At 60.0% G+C, this 25459-nt stretch carries 29 protein-coding genes; 23 read left to right on the top strand and 6 right to left on the bottom strand.

Annotation, left to right across the window (positions count from 1 at the left end; translation table 11 throughout):
- The first annotated feature begins 18 nt into the window (after positions 1-18).
- Genes FHT29_RS29885 through dnaQ form a run of 4 tightly spaced genes read left to right on the top strand, consistent with a single transcriptional unit; the run spans position 19 to position 2803 of the window.
- Positions 19-618, top strand: a complete 600-nt coding sequence (locus tag FHT29_RS29885) for a Maf-like protein (protein WP_168596406.1) — start codon at positions 19-21, stop codon at positions 616-618.
- Positions 611-1471, top strand: coding sequence for a shikimate dehydrogenase (locus FHT29_RS29880; RefSeq protein ID WP_168600825.1), 861 nt, complete (start codon positions 611-613; stop codon positions 1469-1471). The genes FHT29_RS29885 and FHT29_RS29880 overlap by 8 nt, the downstream gene beginning before the upstream one ends.
- Positions 1468-2085: a dephospho-CoA kinase gene (gene coaE / locus FHT29_RS29875; RefSeq protein WP_037195607.1), complete on the top strand. Its 618-nt coding sequence runs from the start codon at positions 1468-1470 to the stop codon at positions 2083-2085. The genes FHT29_RS29880 and coaE overlap by 4 nt, the downstream gene beginning before the upstream one ends.
- Position 2086: 1 nt before the next feature.
- Positions 2087-2803 carry a DNA polymerase III subunit epsilon gene (dnaQ, locus tag FHT29_RS29870; RefSeq protein WP_037195605.1) on the top strand — a complete coding sequence of 239 codons (717 nt, stop codon included), beginning with the start codon at positions 2087-2089 and terminating at the stop codon, positions 2801-2803.
- Between the two features lie 84 nt (positions 2804-2887).
- Here the strand turns inward: dnaQ and secB are convergent, their stop codons facing one another.
- Together secB and FHT29_RS29860 are read right to left on the bottom strand one after the other, a co-directional pair.
- Positions 2888-3370, bottom strand: a complete 483-nt coding sequence (gene secB, locus FHT29_RS29865; protein WP_037195603.1) for a protein-export chaperone SecB — start codon at positions 3368-3370, stop codon at positions 2888-2890.
- Positions 3371-3463: 93 nt separating this feature from the next.
- Complete coding sequence (locus tag FHT29_RS29860) at positions 3464-3982, bottom strand: FxsA family protein (protein ID WP_034510816.1); 519 nt, start codon at positions 3980-3982, stop codon at positions 3464-3466.
- A gap of 146 nt (positions 3983-4128) precedes the next feature.
- Between FHT29_RS29860 and FHT29_RS29855 the strand changes: the two genes are divergently transcribed.
- From FHT29_RS29855 to gyrB, 5 genes are all read left to right on the top strand, one after another.
- Positions 4129-4830, top strand: a complete 702-nt coding sequence (locus FHT29_RS29855) for a Tim44/TimA family putative adaptor protein (protein ID WP_168600824.1) — start codon at positions 4129-4131, stop codon at positions 4828-4830.
- Complete coding sequence (locus FHT29_RS29850) at positions 4827-5945, top strand: murein transglycosylase A (protein WP_168600823.1); 1119 nt, start codon at positions 4827-4829, stop codon at positions 5943-5945. The genes FHT29_RS29855 and FHT29_RS29850 overlap by 4 nt, the downstream gene beginning before the upstream one ends.
- Complete coding sequence (locus FHT29_RS29845) at positions 5945-6529, top strand: Smr/MutS family protein (protein ID WP_047559362.1); 585 nt, start codon at positions 5945-5947, stop codon at positions 6527-6529. Before FHT29_RS29850 ends, FHT29_RS29845 begins: the two co-directional genes overlap by 1 nt.
- Positions 6526-6891, top strand: a complete 366-nt coding sequence (locus tag FHT29_RS29840) for a helix-turn-helix transcriptional regulator (protein ID WP_047559359.1) — start codon at positions 6526-6528, stop codon at positions 6889-6891. Before FHT29_RS29845 ends, FHT29_RS29840 begins: the two co-directional genes overlap by 4 nt.
- A 148-nt stretch (positions 6892-7039) precedes the next feature.
- A complete protein-coding gene (gene gyrB, locus FHT29_RS29835) occupies positions 7040-9475 on the top strand; it encodes a DNA topoisomerase (ATP-hydrolyzing) subunit B (RefSeq protein ID WP_168596400.1) in 2436 nt (811 codons plus the stop codon).
- Positions 9476-9539: 64 nt separating this feature from the next.
- Here the strand turns inward: gyrB and FHT29_RS29830 are convergent, their stop codons facing one another.
- Positions 9540-10139, bottom strand: a complete 600-nt coding sequence (locus FHT29_RS29830) for a nitroreductase family protein (RefSeq protein WP_168600822.1) — start codon at positions 10137-10139, stop codon at positions 9540-9542.
- 83 nt (positions 10140-10222) lie between these two features.
- Positions 10223-10522, bottom strand: coding sequence for a DUF2218 domain-containing protein (locus FHT29_RS29825; RefSeq protein WP_092573055.1), 300 nt, complete (start codon positions 10520-10522; stop codon positions 10223-10225).
- A 160-nt stretch (positions 10523-10682) separates the two neighbouring features.
- On the opposite strand from FHT29_RS29825, the gene FHT29_RS29820 reads away from it, so the two are divergent.
- From FHT29_RS29820 to FHT29_RS29790, 7 genes are all read left to right on the top strand, one after another.
- Positions 10683-11636: a glutathione S-transferase family protein gene (locus tag FHT29_RS29820; protein ID WP_168600821.1), complete on the top strand. Its 954-nt coding sequence runs from the start codon at positions 10683-10685 to the stop codon at positions 11634-11636.
- A 65-nt stretch (positions 11637-11701) separates the two neighbouring features.
- Positions 11702-13120, top strand: coding sequence for a pyridoxal-dependent decarboxylase (locus tag FHT29_RS29815; RefSeq protein ID WP_168600820.1), 1419 nt, complete (start codon positions 11702-11704; stop codon positions 13118-13120).
- A gap of 149 nt (positions 13121-13269) precedes the next feature.
- A complete protein-coding gene (locus FHT29_RS29810) occupies positions 13270-14112 on the top strand; it encodes a fumarylacetoacetate hydrolase family protein (RefSeq protein WP_047559504.1) in 843 nt (280 codons plus the stop codon).
- Positions 14113-14413: 301 nt separating this feature from the next.
- The gene (gene phaZ / locus FHT29_RS29805; RefSeq protein ID WP_168600819.1) at positions 14414-15691 is read left to right on the top strand and encodes a polyhydroxyalkanoate depolymerase; all 1278 of its coding nucleotides are present in this window, start codon (positions 14414-14416) and stop codon (positions 15689-15691) included.
- Positions 15692-15760: 69 nt separating this feature from the next.
- Complete coding sequence (locus tag FHT29_RS29800; protein WP_047559348.1) at positions 15761-15961, top strand: hypothetical protein; 201 nt, start codon at positions 15761-15763, stop codon at positions 15959-15961.
- A gap of 89 nt (positions 15962-16050) precedes the next feature.
- Positions 16051-16491: a DUF2852 domain-containing protein gene (locus FHT29_RS29795; protein WP_047559345.1), complete on the top strand. Its 441-nt coding sequence runs from the start codon at positions 16051-16053 to the stop codon at positions 16489-16491.
- Positions 16492-16582: 91 nt separating this feature from the next.
- Positions 16583-17344 carry a SprT family zinc-dependent metalloprotease gene (locus tag FHT29_RS29790; protein WP_037195567.1) on the top strand — a complete coding sequence of 254 codons (762 nt, stop codon included), beginning with the start codon at positions 16583-16585 and terminating at the stop codon, positions 17342-17344.
- A gap of 49 nt (positions 17345-17393) precedes the next feature.
- On the opposite strand, the gene FHT29_RS29785 is transcribed toward FHT29_RS29790, so the two are convergent.
- Positions 17394-17825, bottom strand: a complete 432-nt coding sequence (locus tag FHT29_RS29785) for a helix-turn-helix domain-containing protein (protein ID WP_047559344.1) — start codon at positions 17823-17825, stop codon at positions 17394-17396.
- A gap of 90 nt (positions 17826-17915) precedes the next feature.
- Here FHT29_RS29785 and FHT29_RS29780 point away from each other — a divergent pair, with 90 nt between their 5' ends.
- From FHT29_RS29780 to FHT29_RS29750, 7 genes are all read left to right on the top strand, one after another.
- Complete coding sequence (locus FHT29_RS29780) at positions 17916-18731, top strand: oxidoreductase (RefSeq protein ID WP_047559343.1); 816 nt, start codon at positions 17916-17918, stop codon at positions 18729-18731.
- A gap of 40 nt (positions 18732-18771) precedes the next feature.
- A complete protein-coding gene (locus FHT29_RS29775) occupies positions 18772-19773 on the top strand; it encodes an NADP-dependent oxidoreductase (RefSeq protein WP_047559342.1) in 1002 nt (333 codons plus the stop codon).
- Between the two features lie 141 nt (positions 19774-19914).
- Positions 19915-20589: a phosphoribosylanthranilate isomerase gene (locus tag FHT29_RS29770; RefSeq protein WP_037195560.1), complete on the top strand. Its 675-nt coding sequence runs from the start codon at positions 19915-19917 to the stop codon at positions 20587-20589.
- Entirely contained in the window at positions 20586-21800 is a 1215-nt protein-coding gene (trpB, locus tag FHT29_RS29765) for a tryptophan synthase subunit beta (RefSeq protein WP_037195558.1), read from the top strand. Before FHT29_RS29770 ends, trpB begins: the two co-directional genes overlap by 4 nt.
- Positions 21801-21810: 10 nt before the next feature.
- The gene (gene trpA, locus FHT29_RS29760) at positions 21811-22650 is read left to right on the top strand and encodes a tryptophan synthase subunit alpha (RefSeq protein ID WP_168600818.1); all 840 of its coding nucleotides are present in this window, start codon (positions 21811-21813) and stop codon (positions 22648-22650) included.
- Between the two features lie 108 nt (positions 22651-22758).
- Positions 22759-23670, top strand: a complete 912-nt coding sequence (accD, locus tag FHT29_RS29755) for an acetyl-CoA carboxylase, carboxyltransferase subunit beta (protein ID WP_037195553.1) — start codon at positions 22759-22761, stop codon at positions 23668-23670.
- Positions 23671-23718: 48 nt separating this feature from the next.
- The gene (locus tag FHT29_RS29750) at positions 23719-25047 is read left to right on the top strand and encodes a folylpolyglutamate synthase/dihydrofolate synthase family protein (protein ID WP_047559502.1); all 1329 of its coding nucleotides are present in this window, start codon (positions 23719-23721) and stop codon (positions 25045-25047) included.
- Between the two features lie 68 nt (positions 25048-25115).
- Here the strand turns inward: FHT29_RS29750 and trxA are convergent, their stop codons facing one another.
- Positions 25116-25436 carry a thioredoxin gene (gene trxA, locus FHT29_RS29745; protein WP_037195551.1) on the bottom strand — a complete coding sequence of 107 codons (321 nt, stop codon included), beginning with the start codon at positions 25434-25436 and terminating at the stop codon, positions 25116-25118.
- Between the last annotated feature and the right edge of the window lie 23 nt (positions 25437-25459).

Below are 25459 nucleotides of genomic sequence, written 5' to 3'. Positions count from 1 at the left end.
ATTTCAAAGGCAGCCGCCATGACCGTGCCCCTTATCCTTGCATCGTCCAGCCCGTTCCGGCGGATGTTGATGGAAAATGCCGGATTGCATTTTCAAGCCATCGCCGCCGATATCGACGAGCGCGCAATCGAAGCGCCGTTGGAACGCGATGGTGCCGGTCCGGATGCCGTGGCTCTGGTGCTGGCCAAGGCGAAGGCGAAAGAGGTGAGCGATCGCTTTCCCGGTTCGTTCGTCATCGGCTCGGATCAGACCATGTCGCTCGGCAGCCGGGTCTTCCACAAGCCGAAGACCATCGCGGACGCCGAAGAGCATCTGCGGATCTTGTCGGGCCAGACACACCGGCTCAACAGCGCTATCGCTCTGGCGCGCAACGGCGATATCATTTGGGAACATGTGTCACACGCCAACTTGACGATGCGTGAGCTATCGGCCGATTTCATCCATCGGCATCTCACCCGTGTCGGCGAGAAGGCGTTGTCGAGCGTCGGTGCCTATCAGCTCGAGGGGGAGGGCATCCAACTCTTCTCCAAGATCGATGGCGACTATTTTACCATAGTGGGATTGCCGATGCTGCCGCTTCTCCAGCAGCTGCGTGAATTGGGAGCGATCGATGGATGATTCACGTGAAACACAATCTCCGAAAGCCTTCGTCACGGGCTATCCGGTCAGGCATTCCCGCTCGCCGCTGATCCACGGCTATTGGCTGCGCCAGCTCGGCCTTGCCGGCAGCTACCGTGCGCATGAAGTCTCCGCGGAAGACTTTCCGGCGTTCATCGTTTCGCTCAAGGAGCGCTCCGGCGGTTTTGTCGGCGGCAACGTGACGATCCCGCACAAGGAGGCGGCTTTCAAATTGGCGGACCGGCCGGACGAATTGTCTGAGGAGCTTGGCGCTTCCAATACGCTATGGCTTGAGGAGGGGTTGCTTCACGCGACCAACACCGATGGTCGCGGCTTCACGGCAAATCTCGATGAACGCCATCCGGGCTGGGATCGCAGCGAGCGCGCCGTGATCCTCGGAGCGGGCGGTGCCAGCCGCGCCGTCATACAGGCCGTGCGCGATCGCGGCTTCACGGAGATCCACGTCGTCAACCGCACCGTCGAGCGGGCACAGGAATTGGCGGATCGCTTCGGCGACCGGGTTCACGCGCATCCTATCGCCGCACTTCGCGAAGTCATGCAGAACGCAGGCCTGTTTATCAACACCACGTCGCTTGGCATGGATGGCGAGGCTGCCCCGCAGATCGATTTCTCGCCCCTTGCGGATGGGGCTGTCGTGACGGACATTGTCTATGTGCCGCTGAAGACGCCGCTTCTGGCGCAGGCGGAAGAGCAGGGCTTTGCCATTGTCGACGGTCTTGGCATGCTGTTGCATCAAGCGGTGCCGGGCTTTGAAAAATGGTTCGGAAAACGCCCGGTGGTCGATGAGGCTCTGAGGGCCTTGATCATCGCCGACATGGACGGGCACACATGATCAGAATCGGCCTCACGGGATCGATCGGGATGGGAAAGTCGACCTCGGCGAAACTATTCGCCGAAGCCGGCATTCCGGTGAACGATTCCGATGCCGTAGTGCATGATCTCTACAGCAACGAGGCGGTTCCGTTGGTCGAGGCTGCTTTCCCCGGTTCGACCAGGGATGGGATGGTCGATCGGCAGGAGCTTGGCCGCCAGCTTTCGGGTGATCCCTCCGGCTTCAAGCGACTGGAGGCCATCGTCCATCCGCTGGTGCGGGAGCGCGAGCGCCTGTTCCTCAAGCGCCAACGGCAAGCCGGCGTCGATATGGTGGTGCTCGATATCCCGCTGCTGTTCGAAACCGGGGCGGACAAAAGGGTGGATAAGATCGTCGTCGTCAGCTGTGATCCACAGATTCAAAGGCAAAGGGTGCTTGCCCGGCCGGGCATGACAGAGGAAAAATTCGATATGATTCTCTCCCGCCAGACGCCGGACGCGGAAAAGCGGGCGCGCGCCGATTATGTCATCGATACCGGCCGGAGCATCGATGCGGCGCGCGAACAGGTAAAAGAGATCATAGCGGACCTGCGGCAAAAGCCGCCGACTGATGAATCAAAAGGCGGAGAGCCCTGATATGCGCGAGATCATTTTCGATACCGAAACCACCGGGCTCGACAACAGGGCGGACCGTATCATCGAAATCGGCGGCATCGAACTCATCAACCATTTCCCGACCGGTAACACGCTGCACCTCTTCATCAATCCAGGCGATCGCAAGGTTCATCCGGACGCACTCGCCGTGCATGGCATCACCGACGAGTCCCTGAAGGACAAGCCGCCCTTCGCCGATGTCGCCGATCAGATCCTCGAATTCTTCGCCGGCGCCAAATGGATCGCACACAACGCCACCTTCGACATGGGCTTCGTCAATGCCGAATTCGCCCGGCTCGGCCGGCCGCCGATCCTGCCTGATATGGTGATCGACACCCTGGCCATGGCGCGCCGCAAGCATCCCATGGGGCCGAACTCGCTGGATGCGCTCTGCCGGCGCTACGGCATCGACAACTCACATCGCACTCAACACGGAGCGCTTCTCGACTCCGAACTGCTTGCCGAAGTCTATATCGAGATGATCGGCGGCCGGCAGACCGCGCTCGGCCTCGGCAGCAGCAACGGTTCATCGGCGCGTTCCCGTCAGAATGACGAGGGGGAGGAGATTGTTGTCGATGTCTTCGTGCGGCCCGAGCCTTTGCCGGGCAGGGTGAGCGAAGAAGAACTGTCCGCCCATGCGGCGCTGATTGCCAAGCTCGGCGCGAAGGGGATCTGGTCCAAATATCGCGCTTCCGAATAGAAGCGCATCTCGAGGCACCAAAAGAAAATGCCCGGACATTGATCCGGGCATTTTCTTTTCTATCAATGATAGGCGGGTGAAGGCTTAGTTCGGAACGGCCGAAACCTGGGCGCGGGCCTGCTCTTCGGCCATGCGCTGCGTGAACATCTGCGCGAAATCGATCGGGTCGATCATCAGCGGCGGGAAGCCGCCGTTGCGGGTGATATCGGCGATGATCTGACGCGCGAAGGGGAACAGCAGGCGCGGGCACTCGATGAAGAGCAGCGGCAGCATGTGTTCCTGCGGGAAGCCGGTGACGCGGAAGACGCCGCCATAGACCAGCTCGGTATGGAAGAGAACGCGCTCGCCATCCTTGGCTTCGGCATTCAGCGTCAATACGACGTCGAAATCCGAATCAGACAGCGGATTGGCGTTGACGTTGACATTGATATTGATGTCGGGAGCATTTTCCCGGGCCTGAAGCGAGCGCGGAGCACCCGGATTTTCGAAGGAAAGATCCTTGGTGTACTGAGCAAGGATGCTAAGGCTCGGGCTGGCTGCGCCGTTGCCGCTGGTCTCGTTGGCCATGGGGGTGTCCTCTCACGTCAATAGGTGTCGCCATCTAGCATTTCGAATTGGGGCTTACAACCCTTATGCCCCGGCGCTTTTTGGACCACTGTTCTAGTCCTCGAGCCGCTTCTGATCGGACCAGGGCGAGTTGCGCTTAGGCTCGCGATGGAAATCGGTTTCGTCGAGATCGACGACCGTTCCGGGTTTGCTTGGCTGAGCCTGCGGACCGGCGCCCGGTCCTTGACCGCGACGAAAGGCGCGGGAATTGCCGACGACGACGATACGGTTGCGCAGGATCCTCCAGGCGAGATCGCGCACGGCCGGAATGAAAAGCAGCAGGCCGATGATATCGGAGATGAAGCCCGGCAGCATCAGGAAGAAGGCCGCGATAACGATCATGGCGCCATGCACCATCTCGCGGCCGGGATCGCCGCCGTTGCGGCTCTCGGTCGAGATGCGCTGGAGAATGCCGATCCCCTGTATTCTCAAGAGCGCCGCACCGAGCAGGGCGCTGAGGATCACCAGCCCCAGCGTCGCCCAGACGCCAACCATCTTTCCGACGACGATGAAGCCGGCGATTTCCGCGAGCGGCATCAGAAAAACGAAGATAGGTAGAAGCGATAGGCGCATGTTATCCTGGTCCTGAACGCGGGTTTCTCGGCATAAGCGTTAGTTGATCGCGCATAATAAAGAAACTGGTCCGCTATTTGAATGATAGATGGATGCGGACTATATGGGGATTGAAACTTTAATTTTAACGGTGGTTCCGATACGAGATGGGTGCAAACGACTTTGTGACGATCTTTTTCCTGGTGGCAGCGGTGCTGATCTTCTTTCAGTTGCGCAGTGTCCTTGGCCGCCGCACGGGGAATGAGAAGCCGCCGCGCGATCTCTATGGTTCCGCCGATCCGGTGAATGGCCCGACGCCGCCGGATGCCGGCAAGGTGGTGACCTTGCCGCGTCGCGACACGGCGGAAGAGGAGGATCGCTTCGCCGCCGTCGACGCCTTCACCCCGGCCGGCACGCCGCTCAATGATTCTCTGCGCGAAGTGAGCAAGACCGATCCCGCCTTCAATCCGAAGGAATTCGTCAATGGCGCCCGCATGGCCTATGAGATGATCGTCATGGCTTTTGCCGATGGCGATCGCAAGGCCCTGAAGGGGTTGCTTTCGCGCGAGGTCTATGACGGCTTCGACGCAGCAATCGCCGATCGCGAGGCCAAGGGCGAAAAGGTCAAATCGACCTTCGTCGGCATCGACAAGGCCGATATTCTCAGCGCCGAGATCAAGGGAACCGAAGCCTTCGTCACCATGCGCATCGTCAGCCAGATGATTTCGGCGACCTACGACAAGGCCGGCACGCTGATCGACGGCGACGCCGAGGCCGTGGCCGAGGTCAGCGACCTCTGGACTTTCGCCCGCGACACCCGTTCCCGCGATCCGAACTGGAAACTTGTGGCGACCGAATCTGAACAATGACGAGCCCATTGCAGGATTTCAGACTGGAACCGGCAACCTTCGCCGATCTGAAGGGCTGGAAGGACGACGATCCTTCCAGCCTTTTTCGCGCCATGAAGGACTGTCGAACCCATATCCGCGACGTAAAGCCCTACCGCACCGGCGCTGCCGGGCTGACCGCCGATGAACTTCTGGTTCTGCTCGATGCCGCCGAAGATTGGGAACCACGCGATGCGGCCGAGGCACGTGCCTTCTTCGAAGAGCATTGCCGGCCCTTCTTCATTCGCCGTGGCGATGGCGCCAAAGGGTTCGTAACCGCATTCTTTGAGCCGGAGATCGAGGTTTCGGCCACGCCGGACGAGACCTATCGCTATCCCTTCTACCGGCGACCGGATGATCTGATCGACCTGGACGACGGCAATCGGCCTGCGGGTCTCGACCCGTCCTATATGTTCGGACGCCTCCGCGACGGTGCGATTTCAGCCTATCCCGATCGCGGCGAGATCGATCGCGGTTATCTTGAGAGCAAGGGGCTGGAGATCGCCTGGGCGAAATCCAAGGTCGACGTCTTCTTCGTGCATGTGCAGGGGGCTGCCCGCCTGCGCTATCCGGATGGGCGCATGGGCCGCATCACCTATGCCGCCAAGGCCGGGCATCCCTTCTCGGCGGTCGGGCGCCTGCTCATCGAGCGGGGTATGCTCGACCGCGCGACGATATCCATGCAGACGATCCGCGACTGGCTTTATGCCCACCCACGGGAGGTCGACGAGGTTCTCTGGCACAATCGGTCCTATATCTTCTTCCGCGAGGCCGATGTCAGCGACCCCACGCTCGGTCCGATCGCCGCCGCCAAGGTGCCTCTGCTTGCCGGCCGTTCCCTTGCGGTGGATCGCCTGATCCATACCTTCGGCTTTCCCTTCTTCATCCGCTCGGAAAGTCTCACTCATCTTGATGCCGGCAAGCCTTTCGCGCGGCTGATGCTGGCGCTGGATACAGGCTCCGCCATCGTCGGGCCGGCGCGCGGCGATATATTTACCGGTTCGGGCTATGATGCCGGGGAGCTCGCCGGCACAGTGCGCAATGACGCCGATTTTTATATATTCATTCCAAAGGCGGCGGCGCGAAGGTTCGGCTGATGGCCTCGGAACGAAAGAACAAGGAGCATAAGCTCAGCGCGGAGGACCGCATCCTCTGGGGCAGGGTAGCCAAGAGCACCCGGCCCATGGCCGGCCGAATGGCCGATATGGAGGCTTTCGAAGCAGCGCTGGCAGCCGAAGCGGAGAGCGAGGAAAAGGCCCGCGCCGCAAAGGCGGGAACGGCTCCGGTGCCAACCGACCCGCAAAATGTGCCGACGCCCGCCAAACAGCCTTCCGGCCGCCACCACCAGCTCGAACGTCCGGTCAAGCGCAAGATCGCCAAGGGGCGGCTGGCGCTGGAGGCCCGGATCGATCTTCACGGCCTCATCCAGAGCGAGGCGCATGGCATGCTTCTGGATTTCCTCCTGCGCGCTCATGGCCGCGGGCTTCGCCATGTGCTTGTCATAACAGGCAAGGGCAGCTCCATGGGCAGCGAAGGGGCGCTCAAGCGCGCGGTACCGCTCTGGTTTTCCAAGCCGGAATTCCGATTTCTGATCTCCTCCTACGAGACGGCGGCGCAACATCATGGTGGCGACGGCGCGCTCTATATCCGCCTGTCGCGCCTGAAGGGGGACAAGCCTTGACCCCCTTCGGCGAAGCGGTGAGAAAGCTCAGGCTGCGCAAGGGCGTCTCGCAAAAGGAAATGGCGGCCGCGCTGAATGTGACGCCGGCTTATTTATCCGCCTTAGAACACGGAAAACGCGGGACACCGACCTTTGATCTGCTGCAGCGCATCGCCGGATATTTCAACATCATCTGGGACGAAGCCGAGGAATTGTTCCTATTGGCGCGCTTTTCCGACCCCCGCGTCGTCGTCGACACGTCGGGGCTTGCACCTGAATATACGGCCTTCGTCAACCACTTGGCCGGCAAGATTCGCAATCTTGACGCAGCAACGATACAAGAGCTATCTCGAGTTCTCGAAAATGGCGGCAAATCAGGCTGAAAAGCGCCTCAATCCCCTGTTTTATACCTGATTTAGGGGCCTTCCGTTTGGAAGTTCGGGGTGAAACATCCTATATTCAGGGAAAGAAAAACCGCTGATTCGTCAGTGATCGGCGAGATTCTCTAAACACTGGAAAGACTTCAATAAAATGACCGATATATCCGTAACCGAAAACGGCGGTAACGCCGAGTATGGCGCAGACAGCATCAAGGTTCTGAAGGGCCTTGATGCCGTGCGCAAGCGACCCGGGATGTATATCGGTGACACGGATGACGGTTCGGGCCTGCATCACATGGTCTACGAAGTCGTCGACAACGCCATCGACGAGGCGTTGGGTGGCTATGCCGACATCGTCACGGTCACCCTCAATCCCGATGGTTCGGTGACGGTAACCGATAACGGCCGCGGCATCCCGACGGATATCCATACCGGCGAAGGCGTATCGGCCGCCGAAGTCATCATGACCCAGCTTCATGCCGGCGGTAAGTTCGACCAGAATTCCTACAAGGTCTCCGGCGGCTTGCACGGCGTCGGCGTTTCCGTCGTCAACGCACTGTCCGTCTGGTTGAAGCTGAAGATCCGCCGCCAGGGCAAGATCAACGAAATGAGCTTCACCCACGGCGTGGCCGATGCGCCGCTCAAGGAAACCGGCGATGCCGGCAATGAGACCGGCACCGAAGTCAGCTTCATGCCGAGCTCTGACACCTTCACCATGACGGAATTCGATTACGGCACGCTGGAGCATCGCCTGCGCGAGCTTGCTTTCCTGAATTCCGGCGTGCGCATCCTTTTGACCGACAAGCGTCATTCCGACATCAGGCAGGAAGAGATGCTCTATGACGGCGGCTTGGAAGCCTTCGTCGCCTATCTCGACCGCGCCAAGAAGCCGCTGGTCCAAAAGCCGGTGTCGATCCGCAGCGAGAAGGACGGCATCACTGTCGAAGTCGCCATGTGGTGGAACGACAGCTACCATGAAAACGTGCTCTGCTTCACCAACAACATCCCGCAGCGCGATGGCGGCACGCATATGGCCGGCTTCCGCGCCGCGCTGACGCGCCAGATCACCTCCTACGGCGAGTCATCCGGCATCACCAAGAAGGAAAAGGTGACGCTGACGGGTGACGATTGCCGCGAAGGCCTGACGGCTGTGCTGTCGGTCAAGGTTCCCGATCCGAAATTCTCCTCGCAGACCAAGGACAAGCTGGTTTCCTCGGAAGTCCGCCCGGTGGTCGAAAGCCTCGTCAATGAAGCGCTCGGCACCTGGCTCGAAGAGCATCCGTCCGATGCGAAGGTACTGGTCGGCAAGGTTGTCGAAGCCGCTGCGGCCCGCGAGGCCGCCCGCAAGGCGCGCGAGCTGACCCGGCGCAAGGGCGCTCTCGATATTGCCTCGCTGCCCGGCAAGCTCGCCGACTGCTCGGAACGCGATCCCGCCAAGTCCGAAGTCTTCCTCGTCGAGGGCGATTCGGCAGGCGGTTCGGCCAAACAGGGCCGTTCGCGCGAAAATCAGGCGATCCTGCCGCTGCGCGGCAAGATTCTCAACGTCGAGCGCGCCCGCTTCGACAAGATGCTCTCGAGCCAGGAAATCGGCACGCTGATCACCGCACTCGGTACCGGCATCGGCAAGGACGAATTCAACGCCGACAAGCTGCGCTATCACAAGATCATCATCATGACGGATGCCGACGTCGACGGCGCCCATATCCGTACCCTGCTGTTGACTTTCTTCTTCCGGCAGATGCCCGATCTCATCGAACGCGGCCATCTCTATATTGCCCAGCCGCCGCTCTATAAGGTGACGCGCGGCAAATCGGTGCAATATCTGAAGGATGAGAAGGCGCTGGAAGAATATCTGATCGCGCAGGGTCTTGACGATGCGAGCCTCAGGCTTGGCAATGGCGAGGTGCGCGCAGGACAGGATCTGCGCGAGGTTATCTTCGATGCGCTGCGCCTGCGCACGCTGCTCGACAATCTGCATTCGCGCTATAACCGCGATGTCGTCGAACAGGCGGCGATTGCCGGCGCGCTCAATGCCGAACTGGTCAGCGATCGGGCGCGGGCCGCGGTGCTCGTTGATGACGTCGCCAAGCGGCTCGATATCATCGCCGAGGAAACCGAACGCGGCTGGACCGGCCTCGTGACGGATGAGGGCGGTTTGCGCTTCGAGCGCATGGTGCGCGGCGTCAAGGAAGTCGTGCTTCTCGACATGGCGCTGATCGGTTCGCAGGATGCACGCCTCATCGACCAGCTCGGCGTCCGGCTCAAGGAAACCTACGTCGTGCCGCCGAAGCTCGTGCGCCGCGATGGCGAAACCGAGATTTCCGGCCCGCGCAAACTGTTGGAAACGATCTTCACCGCCGGCCGCAAGGGTCTTACCATGCAGCGCTATAAGGGCCTTGGCGAAATGAATGCCGAGCAACTCTGGGAAACGACACTGGATCCGAATGCGCGCTCGTTGTTGCAGGTCAGGGTCGCGGATGCGAACGATGCCGACGGCTTGTTTGCCCGGCTTATGGGCGATGAGGTCGAGCCCCGGCGCGAGTTCATTCAGGAAAATGCGCTAAGCGTCGCCAATCTCGACATCTGATCCCTGTCACGAGAAACAAAAAGGCCCGCCAGAACATCTGGCGGGCCTTTTCCATTGATATCAATTACTTGGCGATAAACCTGCCATTGAAGGCAACCTCGGAAAGCGGATTGCGATGGTTCGGCACCTCGCGCTCCCTCAGCTTTTCCGGTAGCTGGTTTTTGTCGCCGATCTTGCCGATCGCGACAGCGGTCTCGACGCGGAACCCTTCAGGAATACCGAGAACCTCGTAGGACTTCTCGACATGGAAGCCGCCCATGCCGTGGGCTGCATAGCCGGCTAGATGTGCCTGCATCGCCAGAAAGCCCCAGGCAGTGCCAGCATCGAAGGAGTGGCTGTAGCTGGGCTTCTGCTCGGCGGAACCGAGTTCGCCGCTATGGGTGCGCGAGATGACGAAGAGCAGCGCCGCAGCGGATTTCGCCCAGCCCTGGTTGAATTCGATCAGAAGATCGAGGAACTTGTCCCAGTTCTCCGAACCGCGCAGGGCATAGACGAAGCGCCAGGGCTGCAGGTTCGAAGCGGATGGCGCCCAATGGGCAGCCTCCAGAATGGTCAGCAGATCCTTTTCCGGCATGGTCTCGTTGGAATAGGCGCGCGGCGACCAGCGATCGAGGAAGATCTTATCGATCGGATACTGCGATTCGCGATTGTTGCTTGATGTCATTGGGGCTTCTTTCCATCAGTGGGAACCAGTTGCAGGTCTTTTTGCAGGGATTTCGTGGTTGGCCATCAACATATGAGGCGTGTCTATACTCGGCTCTCGTCGGCAGTCCAGATCACATCGAGCTCTTCGCGAAATGCAAAACGCTTGAGGTGATCGGCAACAACTGCCTGCATGCGTTCGAGATCCTCGGGCTTTTCAACACTCAGCGTCATGATCAGGTTGGTGGGATTGGCCGCCAGCCCAAGAGAGGCTTCGGCGCTGAAAGGCACCTTCCCGGCCGTTTCATTGAATTCCACCTCAAATCGGTGGCTCCAGTGCTTGCAGAGCTGCTGCAGATAGCGACTGGCATGCTCTGTTTTCACTGACGAGACGGATGCGGGCATGGGATGCTCCAGTAAACTTGAACAGAAGACACGTGTTTCCATACATAGATCCTTCCGCATTCGCCAGGTAGACAGACTGTTTCAAGTTTGCGTTATTTCGGCGAAATCCTGTTTCGCTATGCTGTCGCGGAAGAGAACACTCGCGACTGGAGACGCAACCTTGCTGGTGAACGGGAAATGGACTGAGGATTGGCAGCCGGTCCAGGCCAAGGATGAAAAGGGCGGCTTCGTCCGCCAGACCTCGAGTTTCCGCAGCTGGATAACACCCGACGGCCGACCGGGACCGTCGGGAGAGCGCGGATTCAAGGCGGAGGCCGGCCGTTACCATCTTTATGTCGCGTTGATTTGCCCCTGGGCGTCGCGCACCCTGATCGGCCGCAAGCTGAAGGGGCTTGAGGATGTCATTTCCGTCTCGGTGGTCGAACCGGCGCTGACCAAGCAGGGCTGGCGTTTCGGAGATTATCCCGGCGCGACAGACGACCCGGTCAACGGCGCCACCTATATGCATGAGATCTACACCAAGGCCGATCCGCTCTTCACGGGCCGCGCCACCGTGCCGGTGCTTTGGGACAAGCAGACCGGCACGATCGTCAACAACGAGTCATCAGACATCCTGCGCATGCTGAATGACGGTTTCGGCGATCTCGCCCAGAACGACATCGATCTTTATCCGGCCGGCAGGCGCGAGGATATAGACCGCTTCAACGCGCGGATCTATCCGGCCCTCAATAACGGCGTCTATCGCGCCGGCTTCGCGACGACGCAGGTCGCCTATGAGGAAGCCTTCCATGGCGTGTTCGAATGTCTCGATCAGGTTGAGGCCGAGCTGGAGGGCAGGGACTACCTCTTTACCGACCATCCGACCGAAAGCGATATCAGGCTGTTCGTCACCCTCGTCCGTTTCGATGTCGCCTATCACGGCCTCTTCAAGTGCAACCTCCGCAGGCTGTCGGATTATGCCAATCTCCAGTCCTTCTGCCGCCGCATGTTCGACTGGCCTGGGATCGCCGAGACGGTCAGCTTCGATCACATCAAGCGCGGCTACTATTCGGTGACGGCGCTCAATCCGAGCGGTATCGTGCCGCTCGGCCCTGCACTCGAAGAGCTGTTCTGATACTCGACCGCCCCCAAAAACCCGTCTAAGGTCCGCCTCGTTTTGATGGAATTGGGAGGACCGTTATGAATGGGGAGGAGTTCCGGCGCTGGTCGGAAAAGGCCGCGAATTGGGGTGCGGATTATCGCGCATCGCTCCGGGACCGGCCCGTGCGGGCGCAGACGGCTCCCGGCGAAATATCCGCGCATATTGCCGATTCCCCACCGGAATCCGGCGAAGCGATGGAGGATATCTTCAAGGATTTCGAGGATATCCTCGTTCCCGGCATGACGCATTGGCAGCATCCACGCTTCTTTGCCTATTTCCCCGCCAATGCCGCCCCGGTCTCGGTGATCGCCGAATATCTGGTCAGCGCCATCGCTGCCCAATGCATGCTTTGGCAGACCTCGCCTTCCGCCACCGAGTTGGAGACCAAGGTGGTCGACTGGCTGCGTCAAGCCCTCGGCCTGCCTGACAGTTTCACCGGCCTCATCCAGGATTCGGCTTCAACCGCAACTCTTGCCGCCGTTCTGGTCATGCGCGAGCGGGCGCTGGACTGGCATGGCAACAGCCACGGACTTGCTGCAAACAAGGCGGTGCGGATCTATTCGACCGATCAGGTCCATACGTCAATCGACCGCGCCATCTGGATTTCCGGCGTCGGCGCGGAGAACCTGGTGCGCATCCCCTCCGCCGGTCCGAACAAGGCCATGGATCCTCAGGCGCTTGCCGCGGCGATAGAGCAAGACCGCGCCGCCGGCTTGCTGCCGGCCGGTGTTATCGCCTGCGTTGGTGGCACCAGCGTCGGCGCCTGCGATGACATCGCTGCTGTCGTCGATGTGGCGCATGCCCACGGACTTTACGTGCATGTCGATGCCGCCTGGGCGGGCTCCGCCATGATCTGCCCGGAATTCCGTGAGCTGTGGCAAGGCGTCGAGCGGGCCGATTCCATCGTCTTCAATCCGCATAAATGGCTTGGCGCGCAATTCGATTGCTCCGTCCAGTTCGTTCGCGAACCGGAAACGCTGGTGCGGACGCTGGCGATCCAGCCCGAATATCTGCGTACCCATGGCCATGACGGCATCATCAACTATTCGGAATGGTCGGTGCCGCTTGGCCGGCGCTTCCGCGCGTTGAAGCTCTGGTTCCTGCTGCGCTATCACGGCCTGGAAGGGCTGCGGGGGATGATCCGCAATCACGTCGCATGGTCGCAGAATCTGGCTAAGCGTCTGGCGGCCGAACCCGATTTTGAGATTGTCACCCAGCCGTTTCTGTCGTTGTTTTCGTTCGATCACAAGGCGCCGACGGGCGCCGATCAGGAAAGCCATACGCAGCGCCTGATTGCCGCGATCAACAATGACGGCCGCATCTATCTGACGCAGACCCGCGTTGCCGGCCGCCTGGTCATTCGCTTTCAGGCCGGACAGTTCGAAGCGACAGCGGAAGATATCGATACGGCTTTTGCTGTCATCGTCGAAATCGCCAGAGCATTGCCCCCGGTCTAGAAAAACTGTTGTTCCCACGCGGAACGCGGGAGCATGCTATGCTCTGAAATCGATTGATGACACTGGTAAATAATTCGTTCATATATGGTGTCACCAATCTTGGCTTTGAAAGCAATCTCGTCTTTGAAAAATGCAGGGAAGGAAAATCCATGAAATTGTTGCGTGTAGGGCAAGCCGGAAAGGAAAAGCCGGCACTTCTAGATAGCGACGGCAAGATCCGCGATCTCTCCGCGCATGTCGCCGATATTGGTGGAGAGGCCATTTCGCCGGCTGGTCTCGCAAAGATCGCCGCTCTCGATCCGAAGAGCCTGCCGGAACTGGCGGAAGGCCGCATCGGCGCCTGTATCGCCGGCACCGGCAAATTCATCTGCATCGGTCTGAACTTTTCCGACCATGCCGCGGAAACCGGTGCCACCGTGCCGCCGGAGCCGATCATCTTCATGAAGGCAAGCTCGGCCATCGTCGGCCCGAATGACAACGTGCTGATCCCGCGCGGCTCGGAAAAGACCGATTGGGAAGTCGAGCTTGGCGTCGTCATCGGCAAAAAGGCGAAATATGTCAGCGAAGCCGATGCTCTCGATTATGTCGCCGGCTATTGCGTTTCGCACGATGTTTCCGAGCGCGCTTTCCAGACGGAACGTTCGGGACAATGGACCAAGGGCAAGTCCTGCGACACCTTCGGTCCGATCGGCCCGTGGCTGGTTACGAAGGACGAGGTTGCCGACCCGCAGAACCTCGGCATGTGGCTGAAGGTCAACGGCAAGACGATGCAGAACGGCTCGACCAAGACCATGGTCTATGGTGTTGCCTACCTCGTATCCTATCTCAGCCAGTTCATGTCGCTGCATCCGGGTGACGTCATCTCCACCGGCACGCCTCCCGGCGTCGGCATGGGCATGAAGCCACCGCAATATCTGAAGCCGGGCGATGTCGTCGAACTCGGCATGGAAGGCCTCGGCACGCAGCGCCAGACCTTCCTCGCAGACGCATGAGGCCTTGAGGCTCAGGAACTTTAATCTTTTGAGATCATTGTTATGCCGGAGAATCGCTTCTCCGGCGTTTTTATAGGTAAAACTCTCTGCAGTTATGTTGCCCCCCAGCAAAAACTGCTAGACTGGTTAGTAAGAGCTTAAAGGATGAAGATTGCGCCTGAGGAGCCGCAATCATCCTGCTGCGTAGCGCAACCGGAGGAGCGCCGCAATGAAAGCAGCGACATATGAGGCGCATGAGCTTTTGAAAATCTATGTGATTTGCAAGTTCGCGCGCCGGCATCTCGAAAGGTGACGCCCCCAAATGTTTTATCAGTTTTACGAACTCAATCATGCCGCCCTCGCACCCTTCCGCGCCGCTGCCGACATGATGCGCTTGGCCTCTGCCAATCCCCTTAATCCGCTGTCGCATACCATGCTTGGCCGCACGTTGACGGCAAGCCTCGAAGTCTTCGAGCGCACGACCAGGCGCTATGGCAAGCCGGAATTCGGGCTTCATGAGACGACGATCGACGGCAAGCCGGTTTCGGTGCACGAAAAGATCGCCTGGAAGAAGCCGTTCTGCAATCTCATCCATTTCGAGCGCAGCCTGCCCGCCGGTCACGGCATCGATCCGCGCATCCTGATCGTCGCGCCGATATCGGGCCACTATGCGACACTGCTGCGCGGAACCGTGGAAGCCCTTCTGCCGGGCGCCGATATCTACATCACCGATTGGATCGATGCCCGCATGGTGCCCATGACCGAAGGCACCTTCGATCTGGAGGATTATATCGATTACGTCATCGAGATGCTGCACCATCTCGGGCCGGACACGCATGTCGTTGCCGTCTGCCAGCCGTCCGTGCCGGTTCTCGCGGCCGTTGCGGTGATGGAGGCGGCCGGCGATCCTCTGGTGCCAGCGTCGATGACGCTGATGGGCGGCCCGATCGATACGCGCATCAATCCGACGGCGGTCAACCAGCTGGCCAAGGACAGGCCGCTCGAATGGTTTGCCGACAATGTCATCATGAATGTCCCCTGGCCGCAGCCGGGCTTCATGCGGCCCGTCTATCCCGGCTTCCTGCAGCTTTCCGGCTTCATGTCTATGAACCTCGATAGGCACATGATCGCCCACAAGGACTTCTTCGTGCATCTCGTCAAGAACGACGGCGAGCCGGCGGAGAAGCACCGCGATTTCTATGATGAATACCTGGCTGTCATGGATCTGACTGCGGAATTCTATCTGCAGACCGTGGACCAGGTGTTCATCAAGCATGCGCTGCCCAAGGGCGAACTCATGCATCGCGGCCGGCCGGTCGATCCTTCGGTGATCCGCAATGTCGCGCTGCTGACCGTCGAGGGCGAGAATGACGATATCTCCGGCGTCGGCCAGACCATGGCGGCGCAGACCATCTGCACCGGCATCCCCGATCATATGCGCATGCATTATCTGCAGCCGGACGTCGGCCATTACGGTGTCTTCAACGGCTCGCGCTTCCGCCGCGAGATCGCGCCGCGCATTTTAGCCTTTGCCCGCGAGCATGCCCGCACCGGCCGGCCGGTCGTCAAGCGGGTGATCAAGGGCGGGAAATCCGCCTGAGGAGCATGATCCAAAAAAGGCGCAGCGATTTTTGGATGAGATCATGCAAAATCGAATAGCTAGAGCGTGATGACGTCCGAAAAGAACGTCATCACGCTCTGGCAGCGCAAATTATTAGCTTTTGTTGAATTATCCGCGCGGATTCAAGGGCTTGTCCGATTCCGCCTGAACATGCCATTGAAGGCTCACGAAGAGGTTACCATCTCGATTCCAGCGGTTTCGAAGATGATCGGGCCGTTTACCGCGCCGCGCGTCCTTGGAACGCGCTGAGATGCAGTAGAGCTTTAAAAAATGCGCAGAAGCCTTTCCGTCGATCGGTGTTGGTCGAGGGGCGATGCGCCGTGCGAGGATACCTCACGATGAACCAATCTGCATTGCTACGCCCGGATTGGACTCCGGCTACTATTGCCCTGATGGTGCTTGGCTTCGTGGTCTTTTGGCCACTGGGCTTTGCCATGCTCGCCTATATTCTCTTCGGGGAACGTTTGCGGGATTTCAAACGGGATGTGAATGAAAGGGCCGACGGCATGTTTGCCGGCTGCGGCCGCCATCGCGGCCGTCACCGTCATTCCTTCTCCACCGGCAACGTCGCGTTCGACGACTGGCGCAAGGCGGAACTTGAGCGCCTCGAGCAGGAGCGCCGCAAGTTGGACGAGATGCGCGCCGAATTCGACAGCTACGTCCGCGAGCTGCGCCGCGCCAAGGATCAGGACGAGTTCGACCGCTTCATGCGCGAGCGCGACAGCGTCAAGCGCAATGACAACAATGGCGGTCCGGCGACCGAATTCCAGACGCCGTGACCGAGGCCCTGTAACGCAATCGAAACCGGCATCCGGCGATGCCGGTTTTTCTTTGCCAGATATCAGCCCGAATCGTATAAAACTGCCTTCCATGTTTCCGCTTCTATCCAGATCCCGCAGAGCGTCTGCCGAACCACCCGCGCCGGAAACGCGCACCCTGAACGTCGCCGGCCGTCTGATGCCGCTGACGATACGCCAGCATGAGCGGGCGACGCGCATCACGCTTCGGATCGAGCCAGGCGGACGCTCGCTGAAGATGACCATTCCGCGCGGTCTTGCGGCACGCGAGGTCAATGCCTTCCTCGACCGGCATCAGGGCTGGCTTTTGACAAAGCTCGCCAAATTCACGACGGACAGCAGCCTGCGCAGCGGCAGCGAAATCCTTCTGCGCGGCGTGCGTCACCGGATCGAGCACACAGGTACCCTGCGCGGTCTCACCGAAGCCATCATCGTGGACGGCCAGCCGGTGCTGCGTGTCAGCGGTCTGCCGGAACATGCCGGCCGCCGCATCGCGACTTTCCTGAAGAAAGAGGCACGCGCCGATCTCGAAAAGCTCGTGGCGGTGCACGCCGGAACGATCCGCGCGCCTGTCTCCTCCATCACCATGAAGGACACCCGCAGCCGTTGGGGCTCTTGCTCTTCCCAGGGAAACCTCAGCTTCTCCTGGCGCATCGTCATGGCGCCGCCGCTGGTCATCGACTATCTCGCCGCCCATGAGGTCGCGCATTTGAGAGAAATGAACCACGGCCCGCGCTTCTGGGCGCTCTGCCGCAAGCTCTGCCCCGGCATGGACGATGCCAAGGCCTGGCTGAAGCGCCATGGCAGTCAGCTGCACGCGATCGATTTTGATTGAGCAAGCCGTTATCGGCTAAAGGCTTCTGGCCCCTTTCGCGTGATGTGGCTCATTCGGGTGCAGCGATGCGAATCGGCCGCGTGCCGATCGGAGCGCCGGTTGCACGGTCGATCATGACGGGATCGATCTCCGTCCCGGTCTCGGCGTCGAAGAACCGGGTTACACCGTCTGCATTGCGGTGCTTTCGCCCCCACGCGCCGATCGCAAACAGGACAGGCAGGAAGTCCTGGCCCGCTGCAGTCAATATGTACTCATCCCGCGGCGGCCGCTCCGAATAGCGGCGCTTCTCCAGCAGCCTGTCCTCCGTAAGCGCCGCAAGCCGACGGGTCAGGATCGTCGGGGCGATGCTGAGGCTCTTGCGGAATTCATCGAATCGGGTGAGCCCAGCATGGGCGTCCCTTAGGATCAGCATGCTCCATGCGTCCCCCACCAGCGCGAGGCTGCGGGCAATCAGGCATGATTGGTCTGAAAGATTCTGCATGTTAGTATCTTTTTGATAGTGACTTAGTTTCGAAATGATAGTAACTTAGTTTTCATCGATGTTCCATGACAAAAATGAAAGCTGAGACAGATGAGCGGTAAAGAACGCGGCGTCGCCCTGGTCACAGGCGCTTCCTCCGGCATTGGGCTGGCAACCGCACGAGCGCTGCGGCGCAATGGTTACCAGGTGTTCGGAACCAGCCGCAAGCCGATGGCCGACACCTCCGATGGCGTGACGATGCTGGTTTGCGACGTCACCGACGACCGTTCGGTACAGAGTGTGGTCGAAGATGTTGTGATCCGTGCAGGACGGATCGATCTTCTCGTCAACAATGCCGGGATCGGGTTGCTCGGAGGTGCCGAGGAGTCTTCTGCCGTACAGGCAAAGGCTCTGTTCGATGTGAATGTCTTCGGCGTCGTGCGTCTGACGAATGCGGTGCTGCCCATTATGAGACGCCAGCGAAGGGGCAGGATCATCAACGTGAGCTCCATCCTTGGTCTCATACCCGCCCCCTTCAACGCCCTCTATGCATCGACCAAGCATGCGATCGAGGGCTATTCGGAATCGCTCGACCACGAGGTGCGAACGCAAGGCATTCGCGTCGTGCTGGTCGAGCCTGGCGTCACCCGCACGTCTTTCGAGGAAAATCTCACGCGTGCTGATCAGCCGCTTCCCATCTACGACACCATTCGCACCGATGCGGAAAAGCTGATGCGGGAGATCGTCGAGACGGGAGATGCACCGGAGATCGTCGCCGACATGCTCGTTAAGGCGGCCAATGCGGCATCACCGAAGAGACGTTACACCGCAGGAAAGATGGCAGGCCAGGTCCGCTTCATACGCCGCCTCCTGCCCGAGTCATTCGTCGACAAAAATCTTCGGAAGTTCAATAGGCTTCCAGCCTGAGCCACTAGCGCCGCAACCTTAGGAAAAGAAAGTCAGTATCATGAAGGCATTCCTGATCGATCGCTATGCGAAAGGTGCTGCTCTGCGCTTGGGCGAAGTCCCCGAGCCGGAGTTGCGGGAAGACGAAGTTTTGGTCGGGATCAATGCTGCCAGCGTAAACCCGGTGGATGCCAAGATCAGGGACGGCGAGTTCAAACTTGTGCTGCCATACCGCCTGCCGCTGATCCTGGGCAATGACGCGGCAGGCGTCGTGGTTCGGGTCGGATCTAAAGTCCGGAAATTCAAAACCGGCGACGAAGTCTATGGGCGCCCGGCCAAGGACCGCATCGGCACATTCGCGGAGTTCATTGCTATCAACGAGGCCGACGTTGCGATGAAGCCGAAGAACCTGACAATGGAAGAGGCGGCATCGGTGCCGCTCGTCGCCCTGACCGCCTGGCAGGCGCTTGTCGACCGGGCAAACCTGAAGAAGGGGCAGAAGATTCTGATCCATGCCGGCTCGGGCGGTGTCGGGGCGATTGCCATCCAGCTTGCCAAACATATCGGTGCGACCGTGGCGACGACGACAAGCACAGCCAATGTCGATCTGGTCGGAAGTCTCGGAGCGGATGTCGTCGTCGACTACAAGAAGGACGATTTCGAAAACGTCCTGCAGGGGTATGATGTCGTGCTGAACAGCCTTGGCAAGGATACGCTGGAAAAATCACTCCGCGTCCTGAAGCCGGGTGGGAAGCTGATCTCGATCTCCGGTCCGCCAGATCCGGAGTTTGCCAGGGAAAGCGGTTCCGGCTGGCTGCTTCGGCAAGCCATGCGCCTGCTGAGCTTTAGCATCCGCAGAAAATCCAAACGCCATCGCGTCAGCTATTCGTTCCTCTTCATGAAGCCGAGCAGCGGGCAGCTCGAGCAGATCGCCTCATTGATCGAGGCAGGAGCCATACGACCTGTCGTCGATCGGGTCTTTCCGTTCGAAAAGACCAACGAGGCGCTGGCCTACGTCGAGACAGGCCGTGCTCGGGGCAAGGTCGTCATCGCGGTGCGGTGAGGACTTTTGCCTCATGAAGGCCATTGTATAGGTTTCAGGCCAAAGAGCACTGTTGCCCGCCGTCGCCTTCGGCAGCGCAAAATTCCCCCGCCTGTCGCCTTTAGGCTCGACTCTTTTGAAATTTCGTGTCACTCCGCTGCCATGAACCCCGATGTCAAAATTTGCGGTCTGAAGACGCCGGAAGCGGTGGATCGTGCGCTTGCGCGCGGCGCCACCCATATCGGCTTCATCTTCTTCGAGAAGAGCCCACGCTATATCGAGCCCGATCTGGCCGGCCGGCTGGCCGAGCGCGCTCGCGGCAAGGCAAAGATCGTTGCCGTCACGGTCAATCCCACCAATGACGATCTCGATGAGATCATGTCGCTGGTGCAGCCGGATATATTGCAGCTCCACGGCAATGAAAGCCCGGAGCGTGTCTTGACGATCAAAGCGGTCTATAATGTCTCGGTCATGAAGGCCATGTCGGTGCGTGACGCCGACGATCTGAAGCGGGTCGAATCCTATATCGGCATTGCCGACCGCTTCCTGTTCGATGCCAAGCCGCCTGTCGGCTCGGAGCTGCCGGGTGGAAACGGCGTGTCCTTCGATTGGGGCCTGATGAGCTGGCTCGACGATCGGGTCGACTACATGCTGTCCGGCGGCGTCAACAAGGATAATGTCGCGCTCGCGCTGGCATCCACCAAGGCCACGGGCATCGATCTTTCCTCCGCCGTCGAAAGCGCGCCGGGTGTGAAGGATCTGGGTAAGATCGACCAGTTTTTCGACGCATTTGCAGAAGCATGTCTGCCGGAACCGGCAGCAGGGAGTAGAGAGTGAACCAGACGCCAAAACTGAATTCCTTCCGCGCCGGCCCCGATGAGGACGGTCGTTTCGGCATTTATGGCGGCCGTTTCGTTGCCGAAACGTTGATGCCGCTGATCCTGGATTTGCAGGAGGAATGGAACAAGGCGAAGAACGATCCGGCCTTCCAGGCGGAATTGAAATCTCTCGGCACGCATTATATTGGCCGCCCGAGCCCGCTTTACTTTGCCGAGCGCCTGACGGCCGAACTTGGCGGCGCGAAGATCTATTTCAAGCGCGAAGAGCTGAACCACACCGGGTCCCATAAGATCAACAACTGCATCGGCCAGATCTTGCTGGCCAAGCGCATGGGCAAGACCCGCATCATCGCCGAAACCGGCGCGGGCCAGCATGGCGTCGCTTCCGCGACCGTTGCCGCCCGTTTTGGCCTGCCCTGCGTCGTCTACATGGGCGCGACCGATGTCGAGCGGCAGGCGCCGAACGTCTTCCGCATGAAGCTTCTTGGCGCCGAGGTCATTCCGGTAACGGCCGGCAGCGGCACGCTGAAGGATGCCATGAACGAAGCCCTTCGCGATTGGGTCACCAATGTCGACGACACCTATTACCTGATCGGAACGGCCGCCGGCCCGCATCCCTATCCGGAAATGGTTCGGGATTTCCAGGCTGTGATCGGCACGGAAGCCAAGCAGCAGATGCTGGAAGCCGAAGGGCGCCTGCCGGATCTCGTTATCGCGGCCGTCGGCGGCGGTTCGAATGCGATCGGCATCTTCCATCCCTTCCTCGATGATGAAGGCGTCAAGATCGTCGGCGTCGAAGCCGGCGGCAAGGGCCTTGAGGGCGACGAGCATTGCGCCTCGATCACCGCAGGCTCGCCCGGCGTGCTGCACGGCAACCGCACCTATCTGCTGCAGGACGATGACGGCCAGATCAAAGAGGGACATTCGATTTCGGCCGGCCTCGACTATCCCGGCATAGGCCCGGAACATTCCTGGCTGAACGATATCGGTCGCGCCGAATATGTGCCGATCATGGACCATGAAGCGCTGGAAGCCTTTCAGACGCTGACGCGCCTCGAAGGCATCATTCCGGCACTGGAGCCGAGCCACGCCCTCGCCGAAGTCATCAAGCGCGCCCCGAAGATGGGCAAGGACGAGATCATCCTGATGAACCTCTCCGGCCGCGGCGACAAGGACATCTTCACCGTCGCCAAGATTCTGGGAATGTGAGTTAGACGCCATGACCGCACGTATGGACAAACGCTTCGCCGCTCTGAAGGCTGAAGGCCGCCCGGCACTCGTCACCTATTTCATGGGTGGCGATCCCGATTACGACACCTCGCTCGGCATCATGAAGGCGCTGCCTGAAGCCGGTGCCGACGTTATCGAGCTCGGCATGCCCTTTTCCGATCCCATGGCCGACGGCCCGGCGATCCAGCTTGCCGGCCAGCGCGCCTTGAAGGCCGGCCAGACGCTGAAGAAGACGCTGCAGCTCGCCGCCGATTTCCGTAAAGTGGATGCCGATACGCCGATCGTGATGATGGGCTACTACAATCCGATCTATATTTACGGCGTCGAAAAGTTCCTCGATGACGCCCTTGTCGCCGGCGTCGATGGCCTGATCGTCGTCGACCTGCCGCCGGAAATGGACGACGAACTCTGCATTCCCGCCATCAGGAAGGGCATCAACTTCATCCGCCTGGCGACGCCGACCACCGATGACAAGCGCCTGCCGACCGTTTTGAAGAACACGTCCGGTTTCGTCTATTATGTCTCGATGAACGGCATCACCGGTTCGGCTCTGCCGGATCCGTCGCTGGTGTCGGGCGCAGTTGAGCGTATCAAACAGCACACCGACCTGCCGATCTGCGTTGGCTTCGGCGTCAAAACGGCAGAGCATGCCAAGGTAATCGGCGGCTCCGCAGACGGCGTGGTCGTCGGCACCGCCATCGTCAACCAGATCGCCACCAGCCTCACCAAGGATGGCAAGGCCAGCGCCGACACCATCCAGGCCGTCGCGACGCTTGTCCGGGGCCTGTCGACGGGAACCCGCTCGGCACGCCTTGTTGCCGCCGAATAGTTTCCCCATATAGGCCTGTCTTCAAATCGTTGCGAATTGAAGACATGGCCTATGGGCATTAAGTGACGACTACGATATCGATTGATATGGTCGATTAGGAGTTTCGAATTGAACTGGATCACGAATTACGTTCGCCCGCGGATCAACTCCATGCTGGGCCGTCGCGAAATTTCGGAGAATCTCTGGATCAAGTGCCCGGAGACCGGCGAAATGGTCTTCCACAAGGATCTTGAGGACAACAAGTGGGTCATCCCCGCTTCCGGCTTCCATATGAAGATGCCGGCCAAGGCGCGCCTTGCCGATCTCTTCGACAATGGCGAGTATGAAGCCCTGCCGCAGCCGAAGGTCGCGCAGGACCCGCTGAAGTTCCGCGATTCGAAGAAATATACCGACCGCCTGAAGGACAGCCGCATCAAGACCGAGCAGGAAGACACGATCCTTGCCGGCGTCGGCAAGGTTCGCGGCGTCAAGCTCGTTGCCGTCGTGCATGAGTTCAATTTCATGGGCGGTTCGCTCGGCATCGCTGCCGGCGAGGCCATCGTCAAGGCATTCGAGCGGGCGATTTCAGAGAAATGCCCGCTGGTCATGTTCCCGGCTTCGGGTGGCGCGCGCATGCAGGAAGGCATCCTGTCGCTGATGCAGCTGCCGCGCACCACGGTTGCCGTCGACATGCTGAAGGAAGCCGGCCAGCCCTATATCGTCGTTCTGACCAATCCGACGACCGGCGGCGTCACCGCCTCCTACGCCATGCTGGGCGACATTCATCTGGCCGAGCCGGGCGCGGAAATCTGCTTTGCCGGCAAGCGCGTCATCGAGCAGACGATCCGCGAAAAGCTGCCGGAAGGCTTCCAGACCTCGGAATACCTGCTGGAACACGGCATGGTGGACATGGTCATCAAGCGTCACGACATTCCGGATACCCTGGCCACGCTCCTGAAGATCCTGACCAAGGCGCCGGCAAACGACGTGTCCGCCAAGAGCAAGAATGGTGCTGCGCTGGCGATAGCGGCGAGCGCCTGATATCATCGATGGCGGAGGTGCGGGATGACGGCTATGGATCAATCCGCAATGAGCGAGGCAGCACGGGAGATTGACAAGCTGATGGGGCTGCACCCCAAGGGCTTCGATCTCTCCCTGGAGAGAATAACCCGGCTGCTCGATATCCTCGGTAACCCTCATAGGAAATTGCCGCCGGTGATCCATGTCGCCGGCACCAACGGCAAGGGATCGGTGACGGCCTTCTGCCGCGCGCTGCTCGAAGCCGGCGGTTACAGCGTCCACGTTCACACCTCGCCGCATCTCGTCAATTGGCACGAGCGCTACCGCATGGGCGTCAAGGGTGGCCGCGGCAAGCTTGTCGACGACGCCGTGTTCGCTGATGTGCTGCGGCGCATCGCCGACGCCAATGGCGGCCAGAAAATCACGGTCTTCGAGATCCTGACGGCAGCGACCTTCATCCTCTTTGCCGAGCATCCGGCCGATGCCGCCGTCATCGAAGTCGGCCTCGGCGGCCGTTTTGATGCCACCAACGTCATTTCCGATCCGGCCGTGTCGGTCATCATGCCGATTTCGCTCGATCACCAGCCCTATCTCGGCGATCGCGTCGAGCTGATTGCGGCCGAGAAGGCTGGCATTATGAAATCAGGCCATCCGGTCGTCATCGGCCATCAGGAATATGATGCGGCGCTCGACGTGCTGATATCGACGGCCGAGCGGCTGCGTTGTCCGACGGCCGTTTTCGGCCAGGATTTTTCCGCCCACGAAGAATATGGCAAGCTGGTCTATCAGGACGAGTTCGGCCTCGCCGATCTGCCGCTGCCGCGCCTGCCGGGCCGCCATCAATATGCCAATGCCGCCGCCGCCATCCGCGCCGTCAAGGCCGCCGGTTTCGTCGTCACCGAAACGATGATGGAAAAGGCGATGACCTCGGTCGAATGGCCGGGCCGCCTGCAGCGGTTGACGGAAGGCAATCTGATGTCGCATGCACCCGAAGGCGCGGAGATCTGGGTTGATGGTGGCCATAATCCCGGCGCCGGCGAAGTCATCGCCGAAGCCATGGCCAATTTCGAGGAGCGCCAGCCGCGCCCTCTGTTCCTGATTATCGGCATGATCAACACCAAGGATCCGGTCGGTTATTTCAAGGCCTTCGCCGGTCTTGCGGAAAAGGTCTATTGCGTGCCGATCCGCGCCAGCGACGCGATGATCGATCCGGTCATTCTGGCAAACGCGGCCTATGATGCCGGCCTGGTGGCGGAACCGATGTCTGATGTCGGCGAGGCGCTGGATGCGATCAAGGCCTTCGTCGTGCCGAATTCACCCGCTCCGCGCATTTTGATCGGTGGATCCCTCTATCTGGTCGGCGACGTTCTTGCCGATAACGGCACGCCGCCCCGATAAATTGGATCAGGATCAATAAAAAAGCCCGGTCGAGCCGGGCTTTTTTTTATCTATTCAGTCGATACCTATCAGGATGCGCTGGAAATCCAGCTCTGCAGGGCGGTCTTCGGAGCGGCGCCGACCTTGATGTCAGCCACTTCGCCGCCCTTGAACATGGCAAGCGTCGGGATCGAGCGAACGCCGAACTGGGCGGCCAGTTCCGGATTTTCGTCGATATTGAGCTTGGCGACCTTGACCTTGCCTTCAAACTGTACGGCGAGCTCTTCCAAAGCCGGAGCGATCATCTTGCACGGACCGCACCATTCGGCCCAGAAATCAACGACGACGGGCTCTGCGGACTGCAGGACTTCAGCAGTGAAGTTGGAAGTATCGACTTTAACGGTAGCCATAGGCTGCTCCTTTACCAGGATTT

It is taken from the genome of Rhizobium sp. SG741, assembly GCF_012275435.1.
Taxonomy (GTDB): Bacteria; Pseudomonadota; Alphaproteobacteria; order Rhizobiales; family Rhizobiaceae; genus Rhizobium; species Rhizobium lusitanum.
Note: the sequence above shows the minus strand (reverse complement) of the source record. Positions and strands in the feature narration are given on the sequence as shown.